Origin of the sequence: Bradyrhizobium diazoefficiens (assembly GCF_016616885.1) — a bacterium.
GTDB lineage: Bacteria > Pseudomonadota > Alphaproteobacteria > Rhizobiales > Xanthobacteraceae > Bradyrhizobium > Bradyrhizobium diazoefficiens_F.
On record NZ_CP067102.1, the window covers coordinates 3,357,119 to 3,379,357 of the forward strand.

General features: G+C 64.2%; 25 protein-coding genes. 18 read left to right on the forward strand and 7 right to left on the reverse strand.

Annotated elements, in window-relative coordinates; translation table 11 throughout:
• The 3 genes from JJC00_RS15345 to JJC00_RS15355 all read left to right on the forward strand — a co-directional run bounded on the left by JJC00_RS15345 (position 1) and on the right by JJC00_RS15355 (position 2,862).
• On the forward strand, positions 1-702 hold the full coding sequence (locus JJC00_RS15345) for an XdhC family protein (protein ID WP_200473373.1): 702 nt from the start codon (positions 1-3) through the stop codon (positions 700-702).
• Positions 699-2,303: an NTP transferase domain-containing protein gene (locus JJC00_RS15350; RefSeq protein ID WP_200473374.1), complete on the forward strand. Its 1,605-nt coding sequence runs from the start codon at positions 699-701 to the stop codon at positions 2,301-2,303. Before JJC00_RS15345 ends, JJC00_RS15350 begins: the two co-directional genes overlap by 4 nt.
• A gap of 169 nt (positions 2,304-2,472) precedes the next feature.
• Positions 2,473-2,862, forward strand: coding sequence for a DUF4189 domain-containing protein (locus JJC00_RS15355; RefSeq protein WP_200473375.1), 390 nt, complete (start codon positions 2,473-2,475; stop codon positions 2,860-2,862).
• 26 nt (positions 2,863-2,888) lie between these two features.
• On the opposite strand, the gene JJC00_RS15360 is transcribed toward JJC00_RS15355, so the two are convergent.
• Entirely contained in the window at positions 2,889-4,712 is a 1,824-nt protein-coding gene (locus JJC00_RS15360) for a CYTH and CHAD domain-containing protein (protein WP_200473376.1), read from the reverse strand.
• Between the two features lie 201 nt (positions 4,713-4,913).
• Between JJC00_RS15360 and JJC00_RS15365 the strand changes: the two genes are divergently transcribed.
• The gene (locus JJC00_RS15365) at positions 4,914-5,324 is read left to right on the forward strand and encodes a DUF2000 family protein (protein WP_200473377.1); all 411 of its coding nucleotides are present in this window, start codon (positions 4,914-4,916) and stop codon (positions 5,322-5,324) included.
• 95 nt (positions 5,325-5,419) lie between these two features.
• Here JJC00_RS15365 and JJC00_RS15370 read toward each other — a convergent pair whose 3' ends face one another.
• Genes JJC00_RS15370 through JJC00_RS15380 form a run of 3 tightly spaced genes read right to left on the reverse strand, consistent with a single transcriptional unit; the run spans position 5,420 to position 6,654 of the window.
• On the reverse strand, positions 5,420-5,833 hold the full coding sequence (locus tag JJC00_RS15370) for a GFA family protein (RefSeq protein WP_200473378.1): 414 nt from the start codon (positions 5,831-5,833) through the stop codon (positions 5,420-5,422).
• A gap of 12 nt (positions 5,834-5,845) precedes the next feature.
• A complete protein-coding gene (locus JJC00_RS15375) occupies positions 5,846-6,322 on the reverse strand; it encodes an SRPBCC family protein (RefSeq protein ID WP_200473379.1) in 477 nt (158 codons plus the stop codon).
• Positions 6,319-6,654: an ArsR/SmtB family transcription factor gene (locus tag JJC00_RS15380; protein ID WP_200473380.1), complete on the reverse strand. Its 336-nt coding sequence runs from the start codon at positions 6,652-6,654 to the stop codon at positions 6,319-6,321. Before JJC00_RS15380 ends, JJC00_RS15375 begins: the two co-directional genes overlap by 4 nt.
• A 108-nt stretch (positions 6,655-6,762) precedes the next feature.
• Between JJC00_RS15380 and JJC00_RS15385 the strand changes: the two genes are divergently transcribed.
• The 10 genes from JJC00_RS15385 (at position 6,763) to JJC00_RS15430 (ending at position 16,283) form a co-directional block, all read left to right on the forward strand.
• A complete protein-coding gene (locus JJC00_RS15385) occupies positions 6,763-7,449 on the forward strand; it encodes a TetR/AcrR family transcriptional regulator (protein WP_200473381.1) in 687 nt (228 codons plus the stop codon).
• Positions 7,446-8,363 (forward strand): HlyD family secretion protein, encoded by a 918-nt coding sequence (locus JJC00_RS15390; protein WP_246774219.1) that lies wholly within the window; start codon positions 7,446-7,448, stop codon positions 8,361-8,363. Before JJC00_RS15385 ends, JJC00_RS15390 begins: the two co-directional genes overlap by 4 nt.
• Positions 8,360-9,295: an ABC transporter ATP-binding protein gene (locus JJC00_RS15395; RefSeq protein WP_200473382.1), complete on the forward strand. Its 936-nt coding sequence runs from the start codon at positions 8,360-8,362 to the stop codon at positions 9,293-9,295. The genes JJC00_RS15390 and JJC00_RS15395 overlap by 4 nt, the downstream gene beginning before the upstream one ends.
• A 5-nt stretch (positions 9,296-9,300) precedes the next feature.
• Positions 9,301-10,464, forward strand: coding sequence for an ABC transporter permease (locus JJC00_RS15400; RefSeq protein WP_200473383.1), 1,164 nt, complete (start codon positions 9,301-9,303; stop codon positions 10,462-10,464).
• 105 nt (positions 10,465-10,569) lie between these two features.
• The gene (locus JJC00_RS15405) at positions 10,570-11,877 is read left to right on the forward strand and encodes an adenylate/guanylate cyclase domain-containing protein (RefSeq protein ID WP_200474127.1); all 1,308 of its coding nucleotides are present in this window, start codon (positions 10,570-10,572) and stop codon (positions 11,875-11,877) included.
• 115 nt (positions 11,878-11,992) lie between these two features.
• Entirely contained in the window at positions 11,993-12,193 is a 201-nt protein-coding gene (locus JJC00_RS15410; RefSeq protein ID WP_200473384.1) for a hypothetical protein, read from the forward strand.
• 114 nt (positions 12,194-12,307) lie between these two features.
• On the forward strand, positions 12,308-13,039 hold the full coding sequence (locus JJC00_RS15415) for a GntR family transcriptional regulator (protein ID WP_200473385.1): 732 nt from the start codon (positions 12,308-12,310) through the stop codon (positions 13,037-13,039).
• Positions 13,040-13,088: 49 nt separating this feature from the next.
• Positions 13,089-14,333, forward strand: coding sequence for an MFS transporter (locus tag JJC00_RS15420; protein ID WP_200473386.1), 1,245 nt, complete (start codon positions 13,089-13,091; stop codon positions 14,331-14,333).
• Positions 14,334-14,354: 21 nt separating this feature from the next.
• Entirely contained in the window at positions 14,355-15,248 is an 894-nt protein-coding gene (locus JJC00_RS15425; RefSeq protein WP_200473387.1) for an amidohydrolase family protein, read from the forward strand.
• 120 nt (positions 15,249-15,368) lie between these two features.
• Entirely contained in the window at positions 15,369-16,283 is a 915-nt protein-coding gene (locus tag JJC00_RS15430; RefSeq protein ID WP_200473388.1) for a PhzF family phenazine biosynthesis protein, read from the forward strand.
• 84 nt (positions 16,284-16,367) lie between these two features.
• Here JJC00_RS15430 and JJC00_RS15435 read toward each other — a convergent pair whose 3' ends face one another.
• Together JJC00_RS15435 and JJC00_RS15440 are read right to left on the reverse strand one after the other, a co-directional pair.
• Positions 16,368-16,829, reverse strand: coding sequence for a DUF488 domain-containing protein (locus tag JJC00_RS15435; protein WP_200473389.1), 462 nt, complete (start codon positions 16,827-16,829; stop codon positions 16,368-16,370).
• A gap of 9 nt (positions 16,830-16,838) precedes the next feature.
• A complete protein-coding gene (locus tag JJC00_RS15440; RefSeq protein ID WP_200473390.1) occupies positions 16,839-17,675 on the reverse strand; it encodes a DUF72 domain-containing protein in 837 nt (278 codons plus the stop codon).
• Between the two features lie 105 nt (positions 17,676-17,780).
• Between JJC00_RS15440 and JJC00_RS15445 the strand changes: the two genes are divergently transcribed.
• The 4 genes from JJC00_RS15445 (at position 17,781) to JJC00_RS15460 (ending at position 21,424) form a co-directional block, all read left to right on the forward strand.
• The gene (locus tag JJC00_RS15445) at positions 17,781-18,161 is read left to right on the forward strand and encodes a hypothetical protein (RefSeq protein WP_200473391.1); all 381 of its coding nucleotides are present in this window, start codon (positions 17,781-17,783) and stop codon (positions 18,159-18,161) included.
• 155 nt (positions 18,162-18,316) lie between these two features.
• Positions 18,317-18,514 (forward strand): hypothetical protein, encoded by a 198-nt coding sequence (locus JJC00_RS15450; protein ID WP_200473392.1) that lies wholly within the window; start codon positions 18,317-18,319, stop codon positions 18,512-18,514.
• A gap of 246 nt (positions 18,515-18,760) precedes the next feature.
• Entirely contained in the window at positions 18,761-19,888 is a 1,128-nt protein-coding gene (locus tag JJC00_RS15455) for a glycosyltransferase family 2 protein (RefSeq protein WP_200473393.1), read from the forward strand.
• 30 nt (positions 19,889-19,918) lie between these two features.
• The gene (locus tag JJC00_RS15460; RefSeq protein WP_200473394.1) at positions 19,919-21,424 is read left to right on the forward strand and encodes a glycosyltransferase family 39 protein; all 1,506 of its coding nucleotides are present in this window, start codon (positions 19,919-19,921) and stop codon (positions 21,422-21,424) included.
• Positions 21,425-21,455: 31 nt separating this feature from the next.
• On the opposite strand, the gene JJC00_RS15465 is transcribed toward JJC00_RS15460, so the two are convergent.
• A complete protein-coding gene (locus tag JJC00_RS15465) occupies positions 21,456-22,196 on the reverse strand; it encodes a glycosyltransferase family 25 protein (RefSeq protein WP_200473395.1) in 741 nt (246 codons plus the stop codon).
• Positions 22,197-22,239 lie beyond the last annotated feature (43 nt).

The following is a 22,239-nucleotide window of genomic DNA, read 5'->3' on the forward strand; positions in this document are numbered from 1 at the left end:
GTGAAGCTCGCAATCCTGCACGAACTCAATGCCGAGCGCGCCGCGCGCCGGCCGGTGATTTTGGTGACCGACACCGAGAGCGGCGAGCAGCGCCTGGTGAAGTCAGCGGATTTTTCCAAGGATCCGCTCCGCGCCGAATTGGACAAGCAGCTTCGCATAGGCAAAAGCGCCAATGTCGAGGTCGGTGGCAAAAAGCTCTTCCTGAATGTCTACGCGCCGACCGCAAAGCTCGTCATCGTCGGTGCGGTCCATATCAGCCAAGCGCTGGCGCCGCTGGCGCGCTCGCTCGGTTACGACGTCACCGTCGTTGATCCCCGCACGGCGTTTGCAAGCCCCGAGCGCTTCCCCGATATTCCGCTGGTCGCCGAATGGCCCGACACGGCGCTGCCGCCGCTCAATGTCGATGCCTACACGGCCTTCGTCGCGGTGACGCACGATCCGAAGATCGACGATCCCGCGCTGCTGCACGCCTTCGAGCGCAACTGCTTCTATATCGGCGCGCTCGGCTCGCGGAAGACGCATGCCAAGCGCGGCGACCGGCTGCGCGCGCAGGGCGCAAAGGACACTGACATCGCGCGCATCCACGCGCCCATTGGGCTTGCGATCGGCGCGGTCTCGCCGTCCGAGATTGCGGTATCGATCATGGCCGAGATCACCGCGGTGCTTCGGCTGCCGCCAAAAGAAAAAGAAGAAGCGGCATGAAGTTCGGACCGGCGAGCCCCAAGGATGCGATCGGCGGGGTGACCGTCCACACGCTGCGCCAGGGTCCGCTGGTGCTGAAGAAAGGTACGACGATCGGGCCTGCCGAGGTCGATGCACTGACCCGCGCCGGCATCAAGGACGTCGTGGTGGTCCGAATGGAAGAGGGCGACGTCTCCGAGGACGTCGCGGCTGCCAGCATCGCGCTCGCGATCGGCGGCGAGGGTATTCATGTCGAGCGCGCCTTCACCGGCCGCGCCAATCTGTTTGCTGCGCGTCCCGGCCTCCTGGTGATTGACCGCGCCGCGGTCGACCGCATCAACAATATCGATGAGGCCATCACCTTCGCCACGCTCGCCGCCTACAAGCCGGTGGTCGAAGGCGAGATGGTCGGCACCGTCAAGATCATTCCGTTCGGCGTTGAAGGAAATTTGCGCGATGCCGCGGTGAAGGCCGCCGGCAAGGACGCGCTGAAAATTGTGCCTTATGTCATCAAGCGCGTCGGCGTGGTCTCGACGCTGCTGCCGGGGCTCTCTTCGAAGGTGGTCGACAAGACCCTGCGCGTCACCGCCGAACGCCTCGCGCCGGCCGGCGCCAGCATCATCGCCGAGCGTCGCGTGCAGCATGACGAGCGCGCGCTCTCGGCTGCGATCAAGGAATTGCTCGCACTCGGCGCCGAGCTGGTGATCGTGTTCGGCGCGTCGGCGATCGCCGACCGCCGCGATGTGATCCCGGCCGCGGTCACCGAGATCGGCGGCGAGATCGAGCATTTCGGCATGCCGGTCGATCCCGGCAATCTGCTGCTGATCGCGCGCGCCGGCAGCGTGCCGGTGCTGGGTGCGCCGGGCTGTGCGCGCTCGCCGGTCGAGAACGGTTTTGACTGGGTACTGATGCGGCTGTTGGCTGGCATCAAGGTGACGCGCTCCGAGCTGATGGGCATGGGCGTCGGCGGCCTCCTGATGGAGATCGTGACGCGGCCGCAGCCGCGGGCAAAGCCGGAGATCGACGGCAACAGCAATATCGCGGCCATCGTGCTCGCGGCGGGCCGCTCGACCCGCATGGGCGGGCCGAACAAGCTCCTGGCCGAGCTCGACGGCAAGAAGCTGGTGCGGATCGCGACCGAACAGGCGCTGGCCTCCAGGGCATCCGAGGTGATCGTCGTCACCGGCCATCAGACCGAGCTGGTCGAGCAGGCGCTGCAAGGCCTGAAGGTGCGTTTCGCCAGGAATCCGGATTTCGCCGGCGGCATCGCGAGCTCGGTGAAGGCCGGCATCGCAGCCGTTTCTGAGGCTAGCGATGGAGCTGTGGTTTGTCTCGGGGACATGCCGCTGATCGATGCCGGTCTGATCGACCGCTTGATCGACGGCTTTGCGCCGGACCGCGGCAACCTCATTGTCGTGCCGGTAGCCGATGGCCGCCGGGGCAATCCCGTGCTGTGGTCGCGCCGCTTCTTTAAGGAGCTGATGACGCTCGACGGCGACATCGGCGCGCGGCACCTGATCGCCAAGCACACGGAGGCGGTCGCCGAAGTGCCCGTTGACGGCGAGGGCGCCTTCCTCGACATCGACACTCCGCAGGCGCTGGAAGCGGCGAGACGCGGATGACGGTGTGCCGTAGGTGGGAAGGCGCGCAGCGCTGTGCCCACCATCTCTCTACGCTGCAACCCACCAATTGGCACCTCCCAATCCTCGCGATTTCAACTCCCCGTTCACCATCTGGAAACGACCGGCGCTTAGAGTCCTCTCCACCTGCCTTGGGGGGAGGGGCTTTTCCATGGTTTCGAACGTCGTCGCGCGCCGTTGCGCGATGTTTTTCTTTGCGCTGTCGGTGTGTGTCGCCGGCGCCCGTCATGTCACCGAAGCCCATGGGGCCGGCGCGTTTGCCGTCGGCAAGTGCGGCGCCTATGGCCAGGCCTATGATTATGGCGCCGAGCACGAGGCGCGTGCCGCTGCACAAAAGCAGTGCAAGGGCGACTGCACGACGGTGACGATGAAGCGCGCCTGTGCGGCGATGTCGGTCGATATGGCCAACCCCTGCGGCGCCTATGGCTATGCCGTGAAGCCGAAGATCTCGGCCACGCTCAACGCTGCCACGCGTGAATGCTACAAATATGGCGGCAAGGAATGCGTGATCCGCGCCTGGGCCTGCGACGCCAAGGGCTAACCAACGGCTAGCGCAGCGATGAACCGCTAGCGCAGCCATCCCGCGTTGGTTTGCAGCAGTTTTGCCGGTTGCTCCGGCGCGTCCACCGACCACGGCGCCTTGGCCCCAGCGAATTCGGACCAGGCCTTGAGCAGACGCGCTTCGATGCCGACCATGGCATGGGCCTGCCAACCGGCGATGGCCGCCGCCGCCATGCCGCTGCCGGTCGAGCCCGCGTCGACATCCGCAAGCAGTGACGTCGTCGTCGCCATGTCGTTGTAGACCCCAAGCTCCTGCTGGAGGTCGGCGAGCCTGCGCGAAAATCGCCTTGCGGATTTGCGCTGCCCGCAGAGCGGAAGCAGGAAGTCGGCGACGTAGCGCAGCTTCTTCGCGGCGAGACGGACACGATGCCGCTCCTCCGTCGGCAGCGACTTGAATCTGCGGCCACGCTTCAGCACCTTCGCATGCTGCGCCGACAGGATGTTGCGTGCGAAATTGATCGCCGGCTCCGCCAGTTGCGCCAGACCTTCGGGAGCCACCTCGCTTCGCCAGCCGCGCGCTTCGATCCAGGCGCCGAGCCCGATCACGAAATACTGACATCGCCGGTCGGCGAGGGCGAGGCGCGCCTTGTCGTAGCAGGTCGCGCGACGTTCGTCAGCGAGCTCACCCAGCGTGTCGAAGCCTGCGACCGACGGGCAGCCATCCGCGACGATCCGCAACGTCTCCTGTCGAAACACGTCCCAATCACGTGCGCCGGAGAGACTTCCGGCGAGCCACTTCGTCTCGGCGCGCATCAGGTCGAGCTTGTTCAACGACACCACCGACCGCATCAGGTCGAGTGCGGATCGCAGGCGCCGCAGCGCGACACGAAGCTGATGCATCCCCTCGGGATCGCGCCCGTCCTCGGCGGCGGGCAACGACTGCAGCAGATGCAAAAGACAGGAGCGCAGGATCTCGGAAAATGCTTCATCGAGCGATGTCGATGGATCGAGACGAAGCTTTGGCGGCTTCGGTGCCCGTGGCGGCGTATCGGCCGCCAGGTCAAAACCGCGTGCCGATTTGGTCCGGATCGAAGGTTTCACCGAACCATGCTCGGCGAGCCGCAGCGCCAACTCCCAGACGGCGGACGGGCTGCCGCTCTTGAGCTCCAGCTCGATCTCGCTGACCGGCAGCGAGCGATCGCCGGATGTGAGGAGTCCGTGATCGAAGGCGACCTCGATGGTACCGGACGGCAAGTTGACGAGGCGCTGATGCCGGTGGATGTCGCTGCTGAAGACGGCTTCGACGGGGTGACGTTCGAGATCGGCGCGCAGCTTGTCTGAAACCAGCGGCATGGCCAGCGCGATGTCCGGCGTCGTCGACGGGACCGCTGCCTCCCACTCGCCGCGGCGCAGTGGATCGTTGCCGAATTCAGATTTTACCGTCTGCGTGAATCGCGCGCCGCTCTGGCGAACCCTGAAGCTGAAACCGTCGCGCCGAAGCGCGCGCTTGGGTGTGTCGTAATACACGGCCTTGAGACGCTTGCGCGTCCCCTTGTTGCGCGCATTGGCCGCGATGATCGGCGCATCGTTGAAATCCGCCAAGCGATCGGAAGCCACGATCAGCTTGAGTTCGATTTCGGCGGCGTGAGGCGCGGCATCGCGGGAAGGCGCGCTTTCCGGCGCACGAGCTTCATCAGCAGGGAGGTCAGCCAGAACAGACTCATTGTGCGAAGACGCGTTGTCAGGGAACGCGGAACCGGGCGCGTCATCAGCAGCGGGAACAACGAAACTGCTGGATTTCTTCCCGTCATCGGGGATCGAATGTCCGTTGGCCTTCGCAAGCCGTTGTACGGGGTCGAGGGCTCGCTTGATCGCGCCAGTTTCGGACATGCTCAGTTTATGACAGTTCGGTGACAGACCGCCGACGTATACCCGACTTGACTCGCGAGGAGAAGCGCAGCCGGTCGCATCTCCATTGAAATTTCCGCGCTGTGATCGATGGGTCAATCCGGGTTACGTTCGTGTCCGCCGCTGGCGAGCGAGGAATTATCTTTTCTTTCCCGACGCTTGGATATGTGTTGGGGAGAATTCATGCAGTTCGACACCAAGATTGCCGTTGTCATTCGCAACGATCTTCCGGCCTGGCAGAAGCTCAATGTCGCATCGTTCCTGACGAGCGGCGTCGCGGCCGCCTTTCCGGAATGCATCGGTGAAGCCTATGAAGACGCATCAGAAACGAAATATCTTGCGCTGATCGGACAGCCGATCCTGATCTACGGTGCCGATGGTCCGGCCTTGTCGCGCGCACTCGATCGTGCGCTCACGCGCAACGTCACGCCGGCGGTCTATACCGAGGACATGTTCAAGACCACGCATGATGCCGCGAATCGCGAAGCGGTGAAGGCGGTTTCGCGTACCGATCTCAATCTCGTCGGCATCGCGATGCGCGCCGAGCGCAAGGTGATCGACAAGATTGTTGACGGTTTGAAGTTCCATAGCTGAAGGCAAGTGCTGGTTGTTTTCACCTCTCCCGCTTGCGGGAGAGGTCGGCCCCGCAAGCGGGAGAGGGAGCGCACCTCGCGTGCGGCCTCAAACGCTCAGCCCGGCGGCATTGTCTCGAATTTGGTCAGGCTGGAATCGAGATGATCCCAGTCATATGCGCGCGCCGCGTAGGTGACCGCTTGCGGCTTGTAGCGGGCGGGCTCGTCGAGACTCGCGGCGCGGATGGTGAAAATGTCGGGCATCGCTGCGAAGGTCATGTAAACGGCCAGGCCGCATGTGGGGCAGAAGGCGCGCGTCTTCACGTTGCCGCTGTCGCCGACCATGTCCCACGTCTTGGCCTCGCCCGCCACGGTGACGCCGGCGCGCGCGAAGGTGGCGTAGGAGCCGTGGCCGCTGCCGCTTTCACGCTGGCAGTCCCGGCACTGGCAGTGGTTGGCGAACAGGGGCTCGCTCGTGATCGAATAGCGGACCGCGCCGCAGGCGCAGCCGCCGGTATAGGGCTTATCCATCGTGATCACTCCTTAACTGTCTTCGCCGCTGATCTCGTCGAGCTGCCGGACGACCTTCTTCCAGCCGCCGCTCATCACGGTGAAGGCGCTCTCGTTCCTGGGCATGACGAAACCCGCGTGAACCAGCTGGATTCGTGTGCCGGCTTCGACTGGGCTGAGGGACCACGTCACGACGGTGTCGAGCGGCGCGCCATACCCGGTATTGCGCTCATCGCCGCCCTTCCAGGCGTAGACGAGACGCCGGTTCGCGATGACCTCCAGAACCCGGCAATGGATGACGCCGTCCCAGTTGCCACCCGGCGTCGTCTGGAACGTGAAGGCTTTGCCTTCGATGGCCTCAAAACCGGTTGGCTTCATCAGCCAGCGCGCGATCAATTGCGCGCTGGTCAGTACCTTCCAGACCGTCTCGGGCGCATGAGGGACCACCTCGTCGATGACGATGTCCCGCATCTTGTCTTGGGTCTCGGCTTTCAGCTCGGCTGCACTCATGGGTCGATCTCCTTCAAGAGGTCACGCAGGTTCTCGAAGCGCTCGCGCCAGAAGACACCGTAATGATCCATCCAGGTGACCAACGGCTCGAGGCCTTGCGGGGCGGCGCGGTAGTAGACGTTGCGGCCCTCGGCGCGCTCGGCGACGAGGCCGGCCTGCTTCAACGATTTCAAATGCTGCGAGATCGCACCCTGCGTCACGCCGCTGCCGCGCGTGAGCTCGGCGACGCTGATCTCCTTGCTATCGAAGACGCGCTCGTACACCGCGCGGCGGGTCGGATCGGCGAGGGCGCGCATCACGGCGGTGACGGGATTAGGGGCGATTTCGATCATGTCGATCAATTAGCAGGCGCTAATTCATTAGTCAATACTAATTCATCAGCATGTCCCGAGCTGGGGATATCGGTTGACTATGACTGACTAGTCAGTCATAAATAATCAATGACAAAGAACCCCACCAAAGCGGCGGCGGCCAAAACACCAAAGCCCAAGCCGGACGCAGGCGGAGAAGCCACCGCACCGGCGTCGAACCGTGCGATGCGCGCGGCGGAGCGGCGCGACGCGATCGTCGAGGCGGCGATGGAGGAATTCATCGCGCGCGGCTTTGCCGCGACGCGGCTCGACGACATTGCGAAGCGCGCGGGCGTCGCGAAGGGCACGATCTATCTGCACTTCAAAGACAAGGAATCGATGTTCGAGGAGCTGGTGCGCACGGTGATTGTGCCTGTCGTGGCGAAGCTGAATGCGCTGCCGCCACCAACCGGCTCGGTGCGCGATCTCGTCGAAGCCTTTGCCGGCAACTTCCTGAAAGAGGTCATCGGCACACGCCGCGGCGATCTCGTGCGCCTGATCGTTGCGGAAGGACCGCGCTTTCCGGCCGTCGCCGATTTCTACTACCGCGAGGTGGTTTCGCGCGGGATCGCCGGCATGCGCGCGCTGATCGAGCTCGGCATTGCCCGCGGCGAGATCCGCGAGAAGGACCTTGCGCGCTATCCGCAGATCCTGGTCGCGCCGGCGATGATCGCGGTGATCTGGCAAAGCCTGTTTGAGCGGCACGCGCCGCTGGACGCGCAGGACATGCTGCGCGTCCATCTCGATTTGATTTTTGGCGAACGGAGGACGACATGAGGTCGTCGCGAACCATCTCTCACCTCATCCTGAGGAGCGCGGAACGCGCGTCTCGAAGGATGCAGGCCCGGCTGTGGCTTCTCGCCCTTCGAGACGCCGCTTCTCGGCTCCTCAGGGTGAGGGATAGACAGCAATGTCTGCCGCGCCTCTGTTCGATCGCGGTTCTGGTCCTCACAACCGCGCTCGCCGGCTGCAATGAGAAGCGCGATCCCGGTTTCCAGGGCTGGGTCGAGGCCGACATGATCTATGTCAGCCCGGACGAGGCCGGCCGGGTGACGAAGCTGAACGTCCGCGAGGGCGACACGGTGAAGGTCGGCGATCACCTCTATTCGGTCGACGACGATCTCCAGCTTGCCGATCTCAACCAGACCAAGGCGACGCTGGCGAACGCGCAGCAGACCCATGATCGCGCGGAGTCGCTGAGAAAGACCGGCTCCGGTACGCAGGCGTCGCTCGATTCCGCCGTCTCGGACCTGCGGGTTGCGGAAGCGCGGGTGGTGACCTCGGAGACTCGACTGGCACGGCGCAAGGGCTTTGCGCCGGTTGCCGGCACCATCCAGCAGATTTACTTCCGGGAGGGCGAGATGGTGGCTGCGCAACGGCCGGTGCTCTCGATCATGCCGCCGGGCAACATGAAGCTGCGCTTCTTCGTGCCGGAAACGGAGCTGCCGAAATTGTCGATTGGTGACGAGGTGCGGGTTGCCTGCGACAATTGCGCCGCCGATCTCACCGCAAAGATCTATTTCATCGCGACCTCGGCCGAATACACGCCGCCCGTGATCTACAGCCTCGAAGAGCGCAACAAGCTCGTCTATTTGATCCAGGCGCGGCCGTCGCGGCCCGACGCGCTTCGCGTGGGGCAACCGATCAACGTCTATCTCAATCCCAAAACTCCGGTAGCGGACAAGCGATGAACGCCGGCAACGATATCGCGATCGACGTCAAGGGGCTGACTAAATCGTTCGGCGGCCGCGAGGTCGTGCACGATCTGTCGATGCAGGTGAAGCGCGGCTCGATCTACGGCTTTCTCGGGCCGAACGGCTCCGGCAAGACCACGACCATCCGCATCCTCTGCGGCCTGCTCACGCCCGACAGCGGCGAGGGCACCTGCCTCGGCTACGACATCCTGAAGGACGCCGACAAGATCAAGCGCCAGGTCGGCTACATGACCCAGCGATTCAGCCTGTACCAGGACCTGTCCGTGCGCGAGAATCTCGAATTCGTCGCGCGACTGTATGGCCTCGTCGACGCACGCGGTGCGGCACGCGACATGATCAAGCGGCTCGGCTTGTCGGGGCGCGAGGAGCAGCTTGCCGGCGAGCTCTCCGGTGGCTGGAAGCAGCGCCTGGCGCTCGGGGCCTGCACGCTGCCCAGTCCAAAACTGTTGCTGCTGGACGAGCCGACCGCCGGCGTCGATCCCAAGGCGCGGCGCGATTTCTGGAACGAGATCCATGCGCTCGCCGCCGAAGGGCTCACCGTGCTGGTCTCGACCCATTACATGGACGAGGCCGAGCGCTGCCACGAGATCGCCTACATCGCCTACGGCCATCTGCTGACGCATGGCACGGTGGAGGAGGTGATCGCGGGATCTGCGCTCACGACCTACACCGTAACAGGCGAGGATTTGAACGACCTCACGGGCGCGCTCACCGGCAAGCCCGGTGTCGACATGGTGGCGCCGTTCGGCACCTCGCTGCACGTCTCCGGGCGCGACGTCGCCGCGCTCGAGGCCAGCATCGCGCCGTGGCGCGACAAGAGCGGTCTGCGCTGGCACAAATCGGCGCCCTCGCTGGAGGACGTGTTCATCGAGCTGATGGGCCGATCCAAGGACAATTTTGAAGGATAGTTCCAATGAGCGCCGTCGATCGTATCGCGCCAGCGCATGAAATCCGGGAGCGCTTCGGCTTCTGGAAGCGCTCCTATGCGATGCTGGTCAAGGAGTTCATCCAGCTCAGGCGCGACCGCGTCTCGTTCGCGATGATCGTGATGCTGCCGGTGATGCAGCTGTTGCTGTTCGGCTATGCCATCAACACCACGCCGCACAATCTGCCGAGCGCCGTGCTGCTCCAGGAAGATTCCGACCTCGCCCGCTCGGTGTTGAAGGCGATGGAGAACACCGCCTATTTCCGCTTCATCTACGAGGTGCACGACGTCGACGATTTCGACAACCTCTTGAAGTCCGGCAAGGTGCTGTTCGGCGTCGAGATCCCCCGCGGCTTCGAGCGCGCGGTGCGGCGCGGCGACAAGCCTGCGCTCTTGGTCGCGGCCGATGCTACCGATCCGGTCGCGGCGAGCGCCGCGCTCGGCTCGCTTGGTATGCTCGTGCAGACCGCGCTCGCGCACGATCTCTATATCGGCAATCCCCCCGAGATGCCGTTCGAGATCCGGGCGCATGCCCGCTACAATCCGGCCGCGAACTCTAGCCTCAACATCGTGCCCGGCCTGGTCGGCACCATTCTCACCATGACCATGCTGATCTTCACCGCGCTCTCGGTGACGCGCGAGGTCGAGCGCGGCACCATGGAGGCCCTGTTATCCATGCCGATCAAGCCGGTCGAGGTGATGTTCGGCAAGATCATCCCCTACGTGCTGGTCGGCTTCATCCAGGCCTTCCTCATCATCGGCATCGGCGTGCTGCTGTTCAGCGTGCCTCTGTTCGGCAACGTTCTCCTGCTGGCGCTGCTCTCGACGCTGTTCATCGCCACCAATCTGTCGATCGGCTACACGATCTCGACGCTGGTGCAGAACCAGCTCCAGGCCATGCAGATGTCGATGATGTTCTTCCTGCCGAGCATCCTGCTGTCCGGCTTCATGTTCCCGTTCGCGGGCATGCCGGTCTGGGCGCAATATGTCGGCGAGTGCCTGCCGTTGACGCATTATCTGCGCATCGTCCGCGCCATCATGCTGAAGGGGGCGACCATGCAGAACCTGCGTTACGATACGCTGGCGCTGGCCGCCCTGATGCTGGTCGCCATGACCATCGCGGTGACGCGCTTCCGCCGCACGCTGGATTGAGGCACAATAGCTGACGTCATTCCGGGGCACGCGAAGCGTGAACCCGGAATCTCGAGATTCCGGGTTCGATGCTGTCGCGTCGCCCCGGAACGACCTGGGGGAATGATGGTCAGCTTTGCGAATTGGAAGAGCCGTGGGCGCGCCGTTCTCTCGGAGGAGTTCGAGCGGGAGCTGACGCGCGAGGTGCTGCGCACCGAGCTGTTGCGGGTGAAGGCGCTGATCACCACGGGCTGCGTCATGATGGTCTTGCTCACGGCAACCTTCGTGATCGATCCCGCCATCGCGAACCGGATCTGGCGCGGGACGGAGGGCATGGTCCGCGAATACGCTCTCTTGACGGGCTTCCTGCTCTTCGAGGTCTGGGTCCACAGCCAGATCAAGCGCAACCTCAAGCTTGATCGCGACCTGCCGGTGATCAGGCGCTATATCGGCGCCTTCATCGAGACGTCGCTGCCGACGCTCATCCTGATCCTACAGATCCGCAGCATGGGCGCGAGCCAGGCGCTCGGCTTTGTGTTGCCCCTGGTCTATTTCATTTTCGTCATTCTTTCGACGCTGCGGCTCGATTTCTGGCTGTCCACCTTCACGGGATTTGTCGCCGCAGCCGAACTCCTGGCTGTCGCGCTGTACTACAATTCGGCCGGCGACGACGGCGAGCCGCTGATCTATTTTCACACCGTGCGCAGTCTGGTGATCCTGGTCTGCGGCGTGCTGGCGGGCTCCGTCGGCGCGCAGTTGCGGCGGCAATTTGCCGCGAGCATCGCGGCGGCCACGGCGCGCGACCGGGTGACCAATCTGTTCGGCCAGCACGTCTCGCCGCAGGTGGTCGAGCGACTGATGGCGGAGGGGACGAGCGCGGCGGGCGATCTTCGCCGCGTCGCCGTGATGTTCGTCGATTTCCGCGGCTTTACCGCAGGCGCACAGTCGCGCACGCCACAGGAGGTCGTCGACCGGCTCGACGGCGCCTTCGCGGTGCTGGTCGATATTCTCGACCGCCACGGCGGCATCGTGAACAAGTTTCTCGGTGACGGCTTTCTCGCTTTGTTCGGCGCGCCGCTGGAAGCCTCCGACGCCGCGCACCGATCGGTCGCCGCCGGCCGCGAAATGCTGACCGCGATGGACCGCATCAACGCGCAGACGAGCTGGCCGCTCAGGATCGGTATCGGCATCCATTTCGGCGAGGTCGTCGCCGGCAATATCGGCTCCCCCCGGCGCAAGGAATACACCGTGATCGGCGACACCGTGAACTTCGCCTCGCGGCTGGAGGCGCTCAACAAGGAGTTCGGCTCGCAGCTCCTGATCTCCGCGTCCGTGCGGGAGGCGCTGGGCGAGGACGGCGAGGATGCGGTCGCGCTCGGCGAGGTCACGGTGCGCGGCTACGAACAGAAGGTCGCCGTGTTTCAATTGGGGTGAGGGAGCCGCTCGCGCTTCTTTGAAGACGCGCGCTGAAATATCTTTCTCTGCCTTCCGCTCTTGCACTCAGGACGTCGGAATTCTTCGTCGTCCATTTGCCACGCGGAGAAAATCCATGACCCGATTGACCTTCGTCTCAGCCGCCCTGATCGCGGCGGCCGTCTATCAAACCGAGTCCGCGGCCGCACGCGGCGTTGCCCCTGCGCGGCGCGCCGCTGTTCAGACAACGGCGGATTGCGTCAGGGCTCCGGCCGTGGGTGCGTATGCCACTGCGCCCTACAAGGAGCCGCCTTGCATGCCGAAGACGACCAACTGACGATCGAGTCAGACGCGGTCGGGTTGGCCAAGGCAGTCAGCGCGACCGCGCTCCGAAAGCGCGGTATTCCAGTAGTGCTTGACTCTGTTTTCATCTAGTCATCTATATGACCATATGAATTCAGCCCCGCGCGATGACCGCCTGCCACGCTACCAGCGCCTGCGCGACGACCTCGCCGCGCGCATCAACCGCAATGAATGGCGGCCGGGCGAGCCGATTCCGTCGGAGGCCGAGCTTGGCGCCCATTATGGTGTCGCCATCGGCACCGTGCGCAAGGCAATCGACCAGCTCGTCGCGGACGCCGTGCTGGAGCGGCAGCAGGGCCGCGGCACCTTCGTGCGGCGTGCACGCTTCAACTCCTCGCTGTTCCGCTTCTTCCGCTTCCAGTCCGAAAGCGGCGAGCGGCGCGTGCCGAAGAGCCGCATCATCCGGCGCAAGAGCGTGCCGGCGACATCCGCCGTGGCGTCGGCGTTGCGTATTCCCATTGGCGAGCCCGTGATCAGCCTGTCGCGCCTGCGGCTGATCGACGACGTGCCGCTGCTCGCCGAAGAGATCTGGCTCCAGCAATCGCGTTTCGCCGAGATCCTCGAGATCGACACGGCCGAGTTCGGCGACTTGCTCTATCCGCTCTACGAGGAGCGCTGCGGCGCGGTCGTGGTCTTCGCCGAGGAAATCCTGACGGTTGAGATGGCGAACGAGATGCAAGCGCGCCTGTTGCGGCTCGAAGCTCACGCACCGCTGATCGTGATCGAGCGCCTCGCGCTCGATCTGGAGCGGCGGCCGATCGAATGGCGCCGCTCGCGCGGGCCGGCGGATCGCTTCCGCTACCACGCCGAGATCCGGTGACGGCGACTTTCAACGACATCAAGCAATAAACGAGTACAGGGTAGGAAACATGTCGAACTGGTACAGTGAAAGCTCGCCGCTGGAGCGGCGCACGTTTTGGGCAAGCTTTGGCGGCTGGGCGCTGGATGCGCTCGATGTGCAGATGTTCGGCCTTGCCATCCCCGCGCTGATCGCGGCCTTCGGCATCAGCAAGGCCGATGCCGGCCTGCTCGGTTCGGTCACGCTGTTCTTCGGCGCGTTCGGCGGCTGGCTCGGGGGCGCGCTCGGCGACCGTTTTGGTCGCGTCAGTGCGCTCCAGATCACGGTCGCGACCTTCGCGCTTGCGACGTTCGCTTCAGCATTTGCGATGAGCTACACCCAGCTCGTGGTGCTCAAGGCAATCCAGGGTCTCGGCTTCGGCGCCGAATGGGCCTGCGGCGCGGTGCTGATGGCCGAGATCATCCGTTCCGAGCATCGCGGCAAGGCGCTCGGCTCCGTGCAGAGCGCCTGGGCGATCGGCTGGGGCGCGGCCGTGCTGTTGTCCGCACTGGTTTTCACCTACGCGCCGGCAGACATCGCCTGGCGCATCCTGTTTGCGATCGGCTTGTTGCCGGCGCTCCTCATCATCTTCATCCGTCGTGGGCTGAAGGAGCCGCCGCGCGCCGTTGCAAGGGACGCTGAAACGCCGTTCCTCGCCACGCTCTCCGGCATTTTCCAGCACGACGTGCTGCGCTCAACCCTGGTCGGCGGCCTGTTCGGCATCGGCGCCCATGGTGGCTATGCCGCGCTGACGACATTCCTGCCGACTTACCTGCGCGAGGTGCGCCACCTGTCGGTGCTCGGCTCCAGCGGCTATCTCGCCGTCATCATCGCCGCATTCTTCTGCGGCTGTGTCGCGAGCGGGATCATCAGCGACCGCATCGGCCGCAGGGCCAATGTCGCGTTCTTCGCCAGCGCCTGCATTGCCACCGTGCTGGTCTACATTTTCGCGCCACTGACCAACGGAGAGATGCTGGTGCTCGGCTTTCCGCTCGGCTTCTTCTCGGCCGGTATTCCCGCCAGCATGGCCGCGCTGTTCAGCGAGCTTTATCCGGCCGGCGTGCGCGGTACCGGTGTCGGCTTCTGCTACAATTTCGGCCGCATCGTCTCCGCCGCATTCCCGTTCCTGGTCGGCTTCCTCAGCGATCACATCGGGCTTGGGCCGGCGATCGGTATCGATGCTGCCTTTGCTTATGCATTGGTCCTGATCGCGGTGGTGCTGCTACCCGAAACCCGCGGCAAGGTCTTCGAGCAGACCGCGGCCGCGCGCGTCTGACGGGAATGGGGAGGAACAACCATGACATTTGCCCAGAGCGGTCTGACGCGCCGTCAATTCAGCGTGGGCCTGGTGTCCCTCGCGACGGCAACCGCAACCAGAGCCATGAGTGAGACGGCCTTGCCTGCTATCGACACCCACGCCCATGTCTTCCGTCGCGGATTGAAACTCGCGCCCGGCCGGCGCTACGCGCCGGATTACGATGCGCCACTGTCGCTCTATCTCGAGCAGCTCGACTACAACGGCATCACCAACGGCGTGCTGGTGCAGCCGAGCTTCCTCGGCACCGACAATTCCTATCTGGTCGAGTGTCTGAAGCAGACCAGCGCTCGCCTGCGCGGCATCGCCGTCGTCGATCCCAATGTCTCCACAGAGGAGCTGCGCGAACTCGATCGCGCTGGCGTGATCGGCATTCGCCTCAATCTCGTTGGCCGGCTCTTGCCCGATCTCGCGGCGAGCGAATGGAGGGGATTGCTTGCGAACGTGAAGGCGATGGGCTGGCAGGTCGAGATCCAGCGCAACGCCTCCGATCTCGCTGCGCTCGCGCCGCAGCTGCTCGATCACGGCGTCACCGTCGTGCTCGATCATTACGCGCTGCCGGATCCAAAGCTCGGCGTCGCCGATCCCGGCTTCCAGTCGGTCCTGAAGCTCGGCGCGACGAAGAACGTCTGGGTCAAGATCTCCGCGCCGTACCGCAACGGTCCGGCCAGCGAGAGCTTTGCGAACGAGGCTTATCCGCTGCTTCGCAATGCCTACGGCCTCGATCGCCTGTTATGGGGCAGCGACTGGCCGCACACGCAGTTCGAGGCAACGCAGAGTTATGCGAAGAACCGCGAATTCCTCGACACGCTGATCGTCAACAAGAGTGAGCGCGCACAGGTTCTGGCATCACCGCGACAGCTTTTTCGGTTCTGATCCGTCATTCGTGATTGCTCCGATTGCTCCGAATTTTGGGGCATGACGGGCGATGTCACCGGCTTGTAGAGTGCTGCGCGACGCGGCCGGTCGCGGCCGCCATATGCGTGAGGATTTTACATGCAGCGCCGCTACATCACCGTTGACGTGTTCACTGACCGTGCCTTCGGCGGCAACCAGCTCGCCGTGGTGCTGGATGCCGGCGGGCTTTCGACGCGTGAGATGCAGGCGATCGCAACCGAGTTCAACTATTCCGAGACGACCTTCGTGCTGCCGCCGCGCGACAAGGCCAACGACGCCGAGGTGCGCATCTTTACGCCTGTGCTGGAGATTGCCTTTGCCGGCCATCCCAATGTCGGCACCGCCTTCGTGCTCGCTTCGCTCGCGAAGGAGCCGAAGCCGCGCCTGTTGTTCGAGGAGAAGGCCGGGCTCGTGCCGGTCGAGATCGTGAGAGAGCAGGGCCGGGTGATCAGGACCGAGCTCACTGCGCCGCAGCCGCTGGCGCGGCTGTCGCAGCTGCCGGCTGCCGAAGCCGCGAGCTGCATCTCGCTCAGTGCAGAGGACATCAAGACCGACAACCATGCGCCGCAAATCGTCACCGTCGGAAACGCGTTTCTGGTGATGGAGCTGCATTCGCGCGAGGCGCTGAAGCGGGCCCGGCCCGATGCTACGGCCTACGGCAAGGTCCTGCCGCGCGACGGCGCCCGCTCGGTGTGGTTCTATACGCGCGACGTGCCTGCGGCCGAATCGCCCTGCCAGCGGCAGGCGCGGATGTTCATGCGCGGCGCCAGCGGCCTCACCGAGGATCCCGCCACCGGCAGCGCGACGGTCGCGGCCGCCGCGCTGTTCGCCGATCTCGATCCCACGCGCGACGGCGAGTTGAAGCTCACGGTCGGCCAGGGTTTTGACATGGGCCGGCCCAGCATCCTCCAGACCCGCGTGCGCAAGCAGGACGGCAAGATCGTCTCCGCCCATGTCGGCGGCAGCTGCGTGCAGATGATGGAGGGGACGTTCAAACTGGCGGGGGAGGGGTAATTCGTCATTCCGGGGCGCGCGTAAGCGCGAACCCGGAATCTCGAGGTTCCGGGTTCAGCCCTGTGGGCTGCCCCGGAACGACAATCAAGTTTGCCGCCCGGCCAGATTCTTCACCGCGACGCCATCGCGCTCCTCGATGATCTCCGCGATCATCTGGCGATGGCAGTGAGTGTGATCGCGCTCGTAGCAGAGCAGGCAGACCGGGCCGGCCTTCTCCACCAGTGCCGAGAGCTCGTCCATCTCCTCTCTGGCCTGCGGCGTCTTGAGGTGTTTTGAGTAGATCTTCTCCAGCACGTCATACTGGCCGCTACGCGCGGCGAGGCGGCCTTCCTTCGGCGTGCCCAGCGCTGCGAGATGGACATAGGCGATGCCGCGCTCGTCGAGGCCTGCGGCAAGCTGTTTCTTGGAAAAGCCCGGCCGCCGTGACGACGTCACCGCGCGCACATCGACCACGAGCTTGACGCCGGCCTGCTCCAGTTCGTCGAGCACGGCCTTTGGCGGCGTCTGCTCGTAGCCGATGGTGAAGAGCTTCTTCGCCCTCGCCATGAATGATCCTCAGCTCACCCGCGCGATCAGTTCCATGGCGCCGTGCGGTGCGCGCACCTTGCCCTCGTGGATGACGTAAGCGAACACGTCGCGCGGCTCCTTCTTCGGCTTCGCCTTGTCGACCTTCGGAAGGTCGTCGGGTTCACCGCCCGCGGCCCAGGCCTGGAAGCGTTCGGCCCAGGCATCGAGCTGCTTCGGCGGATAGCAGGTCTTGATCTCGTCATTGCCCTTCTGCAGACGGGCATAGACAAAGTCGCCGGCAACGTCGGCGATCGCCGGATATTTTCCGTGCTCCGCGAACACCACGGGCGTCTCGAATTCGCGGATCAGCGCGATGAAGTCGGGTGCGCAGAAGCTGTCATGCCGCACCTCCACCACGTGGCGCAGCGCGCGGCCGTCGAGCTTGCGCGGCAACAGCTCCAGAAACTTGCCGAAATCGGCGCCATCGAATTTTTTGGTCGGTGCAAATTGCCAGAGCACGGGGCCGAGATGGTCGCCGAGTTCCAGCACCCCGGAATCATAGAACCGCTTGATGGAATCGCCGGCCTCGGCCAGCACGCGGCGATTGGTGGCAAAGCGCGGCCCCTTCACCGAGAACACGAAACCATCAGGCACTTCGGCTGCCCATTTGCGAAAGCTCTCCGGCTTCTGCGACCCGTAATAGGTGCCGTTGATCTCGATCGAGGTCAGCTTCGAGGCGGCATACGATAGCTCCTTCGCCTGCGTCAGCTTCTCCGGATAGAACACGCCGCGCCACGGCTCAAAGGTCCAGCCGCCGACGCCGATGAAGATGTTGCCGGATTTTCTTGTCGCGGTTTTTGCTTTGGCCACGGGGATCTCTCGCATCGACGGGAAGGGGAGGGCCGTATCCTATTCAAACCAGAAGTGATTGGCCAGTTGTCGTGTCCCGTCTAAGCTGACGAACAAATCTGCGCAAAAAAGGAGAACAAGATGCGGATGCTGATGCTGGGAGCGGCGCTCGCGATGATGACATCTGCTGCCATGACGTTTGCTGCCAAGGCGGATGACGATGACGCCAAGGGCGCACAGAAGCTCGCCATGCAGGGCCGCGACGACTACTGGCATTGCCTGGCGCGGGAATATTCGCGCGACGGCAATCAGGGAAAGTCGGAACAGGATTTTGGCCGGTCGGTTGCGGGGGCCTGCCCGTCGGAGCGGCAATATTACCGGGTGGCGCTGCTCGACTATCTCACCTCCCAATATCCGAACATCGAATCCGGCGCCCATCTCGCGACCGCGAACAGGGCGGTGGAGGCGGCGCAGAAGGACATCGTGACCGCCTTCGTCAAGCACCGGCCGCCGCAGAAGTAGGGAAGTGGCGAATGGCGAATGGCCAATGGCGAATAGGGCAAGAAGACCCGCCTTCCTCATTCGCTACTCGCCATTCGCTACTCGCCCCCGGGGGCCTTCCGGCCGCGCGCTCATCCGTGGTATGACTGGCCGCATCTGGAGCAGGGGCGGGTGGCATGTCGTCTGAATCGGTAGGTGGCATTTGTGGCGCGATCGTTGCGGCGATCGTGCTTGCGGTCGCCGTCGTCTTCGGGCCGATCGGGCAGTACGGAAAACCCCCGAAGCCGGCCAAGGTCGAGCCGGCCCCCTCCGCCATGGCCCCTGCGGCGCCGGCGCCGCGGGGCCCGGTGATCCGGGAAGTCCCGAACCAATAGCGGCCCGAAAAAGGCAGTTTCGCCCCTTGCGAAGCCGCTGTGTCGTCCCCATTTAGCTTGTAACGGCAACGTTGAGTAACAATCTCCGTTGCTGGAACGACCTTGGAATAGCTTGGGCTTGCGCCGGATGTACGCGCGGTCCGCCATTCCGGGGTCGTCGGTATTTTAAGGCCCCTTTTGGGTCGTTCCCCACAGAAACAATCCCTAGCTTGGCATCGCAAGACGCTGCGGATATACGCTGCCGTCATGAATGAAGCGATCAGACCGGGCGTCGACGGGCAGGCTCAAGAGGGGCCGGAACTGTCGGTCATCGTCCCGACCTTCAACGAGCGCGACAACGTCACGGTGCTCTACCGGCGGCTGGAGGCGACGCTTGTCAACGTCGCCTGGGAAGTCGTGTTCGTCGACGACAATTCGCCCGACGGCACCTCGGACGTGGTGCGGGCGCTGGCGCAGCAGGACAGCCGCGTGCGCTGCATCCGCCGCATCGGCCGCCGCGGCCTGTCGGGCGCCTGCATCGAGGGCATCCTGGCCTCCAGCGCGCCTTACGCAGCCGTGATCGACGCCGACCTCCAGCATGACGAGACACAGCTGCCGAAGATGTTGCTGCTGCTCGCAAGCGACCAGGCCGACCTCGTCGTCGGCAGCCGCTACATCGAGGGCTACAAGAGCGAAGGTTTCAACAAGCAGCGCGCCGGCGCCAGTGCGCTCGCGACCGAGGTCGCGAGGAAGGTGCTCCAGGTCGCGATTGCCGATCCCATGAGCGGCTTCTTCATGGTTCGCCGCGACCGTTTCGAGCAATTGGCGCCGAAGCTTTCGGTGCACGGCTTCAAGATCCTGCTCGATCTCGTCGCAAGCGCGCAGGGCAATTTGCGCGCGGTCGAAATTCCCTACACCTTCGGTGCCCGCCAGCATGGCGAGAGCAAGCTCGATTCCATGGTCGCGCTCGACTTCCTCGGCCTCGTGCTGGCGAAGCTGACCAACGATATCGTCTCGCTGCGCTTCATCCTGTTCGCGATGGTGGGCGGCATCGGGCTCGTGGTGCATCTCACCACGCTGTTCATCGGACTTGAGTTGTTCAAGGCGCCGTTCGCGGAGGCGCAGGCCGCCGGCGCCATCGTCGCGATGACCAGCAACTTCGTCCTGAACAACTTCCTCACCTATCGCGACCAGCGGCTGAAGGGCTTTGCGATCCTGCGCGGCCTGATCATGTTCTATATCGTCTGCAGCGTCGGCTTGCTCGCCAATGTCGGCGTCGCCTTCTCGGTCTACGACCAGGAGCCGATCTGGTGGCTGGCCGGCCTCGCCGGCGCGCTGATGGGCGTGGTGTGGAATTACGCGATGTCCGGACTGTTCGTCTGGCGCAAGAAATAGCGCGTCACGGACGCTTGCAAGGAAGCTTGTATGGGCGGGGCTGACGCGCGGATTGTCCGCAATACGGCGCTGGTGGTCCTTGCGCTGGTCGCATTGCGGCTGGTCGCGGCCGCCTTCACGCCGATCACCTTCGACGAAGCCTATTACTGGATGTGGTCGAAGAACCTGGCGGGAGGTTACTACGACCACCCGCCGATGGTGGCTTATGTCATCCGCGCCGGCACCATGATCGCCGGCGATACCGAGCTCGGCGTCCGTCTGGTCTCGATCCTGCTCGCGCTGCCGATGAGCTATGCGATCTATCGTTCGGCCGCGATCCTGTTCGGCGGCGCCCGGGTGGCCGCGACCAGCGCCATCCTGCTCAACGCGACGATGATGGCCTCGGTCGGCACGCTGATCGTGACGCCGGATGCGCCGTTGCTGGTCGCCTCCAGCTTCGTGCTGTTCTTCCTCGCAAAAGTGCTGGAGACCGGTCGCGGCGTCTGGTGGCTTGCGGTCGGCGCCGCCGTCGGTGCGGCGCTGCTGTCGAAGTACACCGCGATGTTCTTTGGCGCAGCGATCCTGATCTGGCTCGCTTCGGTGCCGAAACTGCGGCGCTGGTTCCTGTCGCCCTGGCCCTCTCTCGGCGGCCTCGTTGCGCTCGCGCTGTTCTCGCCGGTGATCCTCTGGAATGCGGATCATCAATGGGTCTCGTTCGTCAAGCAGCTCGGGCGCGCCAGGATCGAGGATTTTCGCCCGGTCTTCATTGCCGAGCTGATCCCGACCCAGATCGCGTTTGCGACCCCGCTCGTCTTCATCCTCGGCGCGATGGGCCTGCATGCGCTGACCTGGCGGAGGGCGGGTGCACTGGCCTCGCGCGTGCTGATCGAGACGATGTTCTGGACCATCGTCGCCTATTTCGTCTGGCATTCGCTGCATGCCCGCGTCGAGGCCAACTGGTTTGCGCCGGTCTATCCGCCCTTCATCGTCGCCGCCGCGGCCGCAGCCAACCTCGTGCAGTGGAAGCCGCGTGCGCGACGCCTGGTGGATTTTTGCCTGCGCTGGGCTGCGCCAACCGGCATCGTGATGTTTGCCGCGCTGATCCTGCAGGCCAATACGGGCTGGTTATCCGGCTATCGCCGCGATGCGACCGTGCGCAGTGTCGGCGTCGGCTGGCGCGAGCTCGCCGCCGGCATCGAAGCGGCGCGTGTCAGCAGCGGTGCGACCTGCGTGCTCACGCCGGATTACGGCACTACGGGGTGGCTTGCCTTCTATCTGCCACGCGGCAGCTGCGTGGTGCAGCAGAACCAGCGCATCCGCTGGGTCAACATGCCCGAGCCCGATCCAAAGCTGCTCGCCGGCAAGCTGATCTATGTCGACGAGCTGCGTCCCGACGGTCATCCGTCCCTCAACGAGCTCTTCACGCAGGTGACGCGTGTCGCAGAGCTGCAGCGCAAGCGCGGGCCGCTGGTGGTCGAGACCTACGGCGTCGACCTGCTCGAGGGCGCCAAGGGCGACGTGCTGGATCGCTCGCTGCCGCCCGAACTCCTGCCGTGAACCCGGCCGCACCTGGCGGTGCGGGCTGCATTCACCAGCGGGGGATTTCGCCGGTCGGAACGGTTGTCGAGACCGCGTTGTTGTTCTTTGGAATGACAAGCGGACTGAGGCAGGCGAAGGCCTCGATCGAGTTGTAGATGAAGTTCATCATGCCATCGACCCCCATGACCGGGATCGTGCGATTGAGTGCTGCAACCCGAAGAAACCGGTTCTCCATCGGAAAGCAGAGCTCCAGCAGTCTCTTCGCGCCTCGGGGCGAAACCACGTAGCCTGCCGTGCCGAAGCAATTGATGAGCCGAAACGCGGCGATCTCTGCGGTTGATCTCTGAAAAACTTCCGCACTTTCGTCGCTTGGCTGCTTGGGCGTGAACACCATCGCGGACCTGAAGCCGGGCGTGAGCTCAAGCTCGAGAATGGAGTCCGTATTGTAGCCGAGCGCGACGTAATCCCAGTCCTTGAGACGGCGAAGGACATCCAGACGCTCGCTGATGTCATTGCGGACAATCGCATCATCCTCGAACACGAGCGCCGGCACTTCGGATTGAGCCGTCTGTTGCCAGATGCGGAGATGTGAGGCCGCGCAACCGACAGCACCCGGCGTGAACTGTGCTCCTGATACGACCAGGTTCATCCCGAGCACATCCTGCGATGAGAACGATGCGCCATCGGACGCCTCAAATCGTTCGAAGGCGATCTTCGACCCGGCATTCAGTCTCAGGAAGCTTTCGTACTTTTCCGGCTGACGGTTGAGGTTGACGACAAAGTTCTTCATGCAAGGACCAGATTCAAAGATCGAATAAAGCGCCGATCGCTGG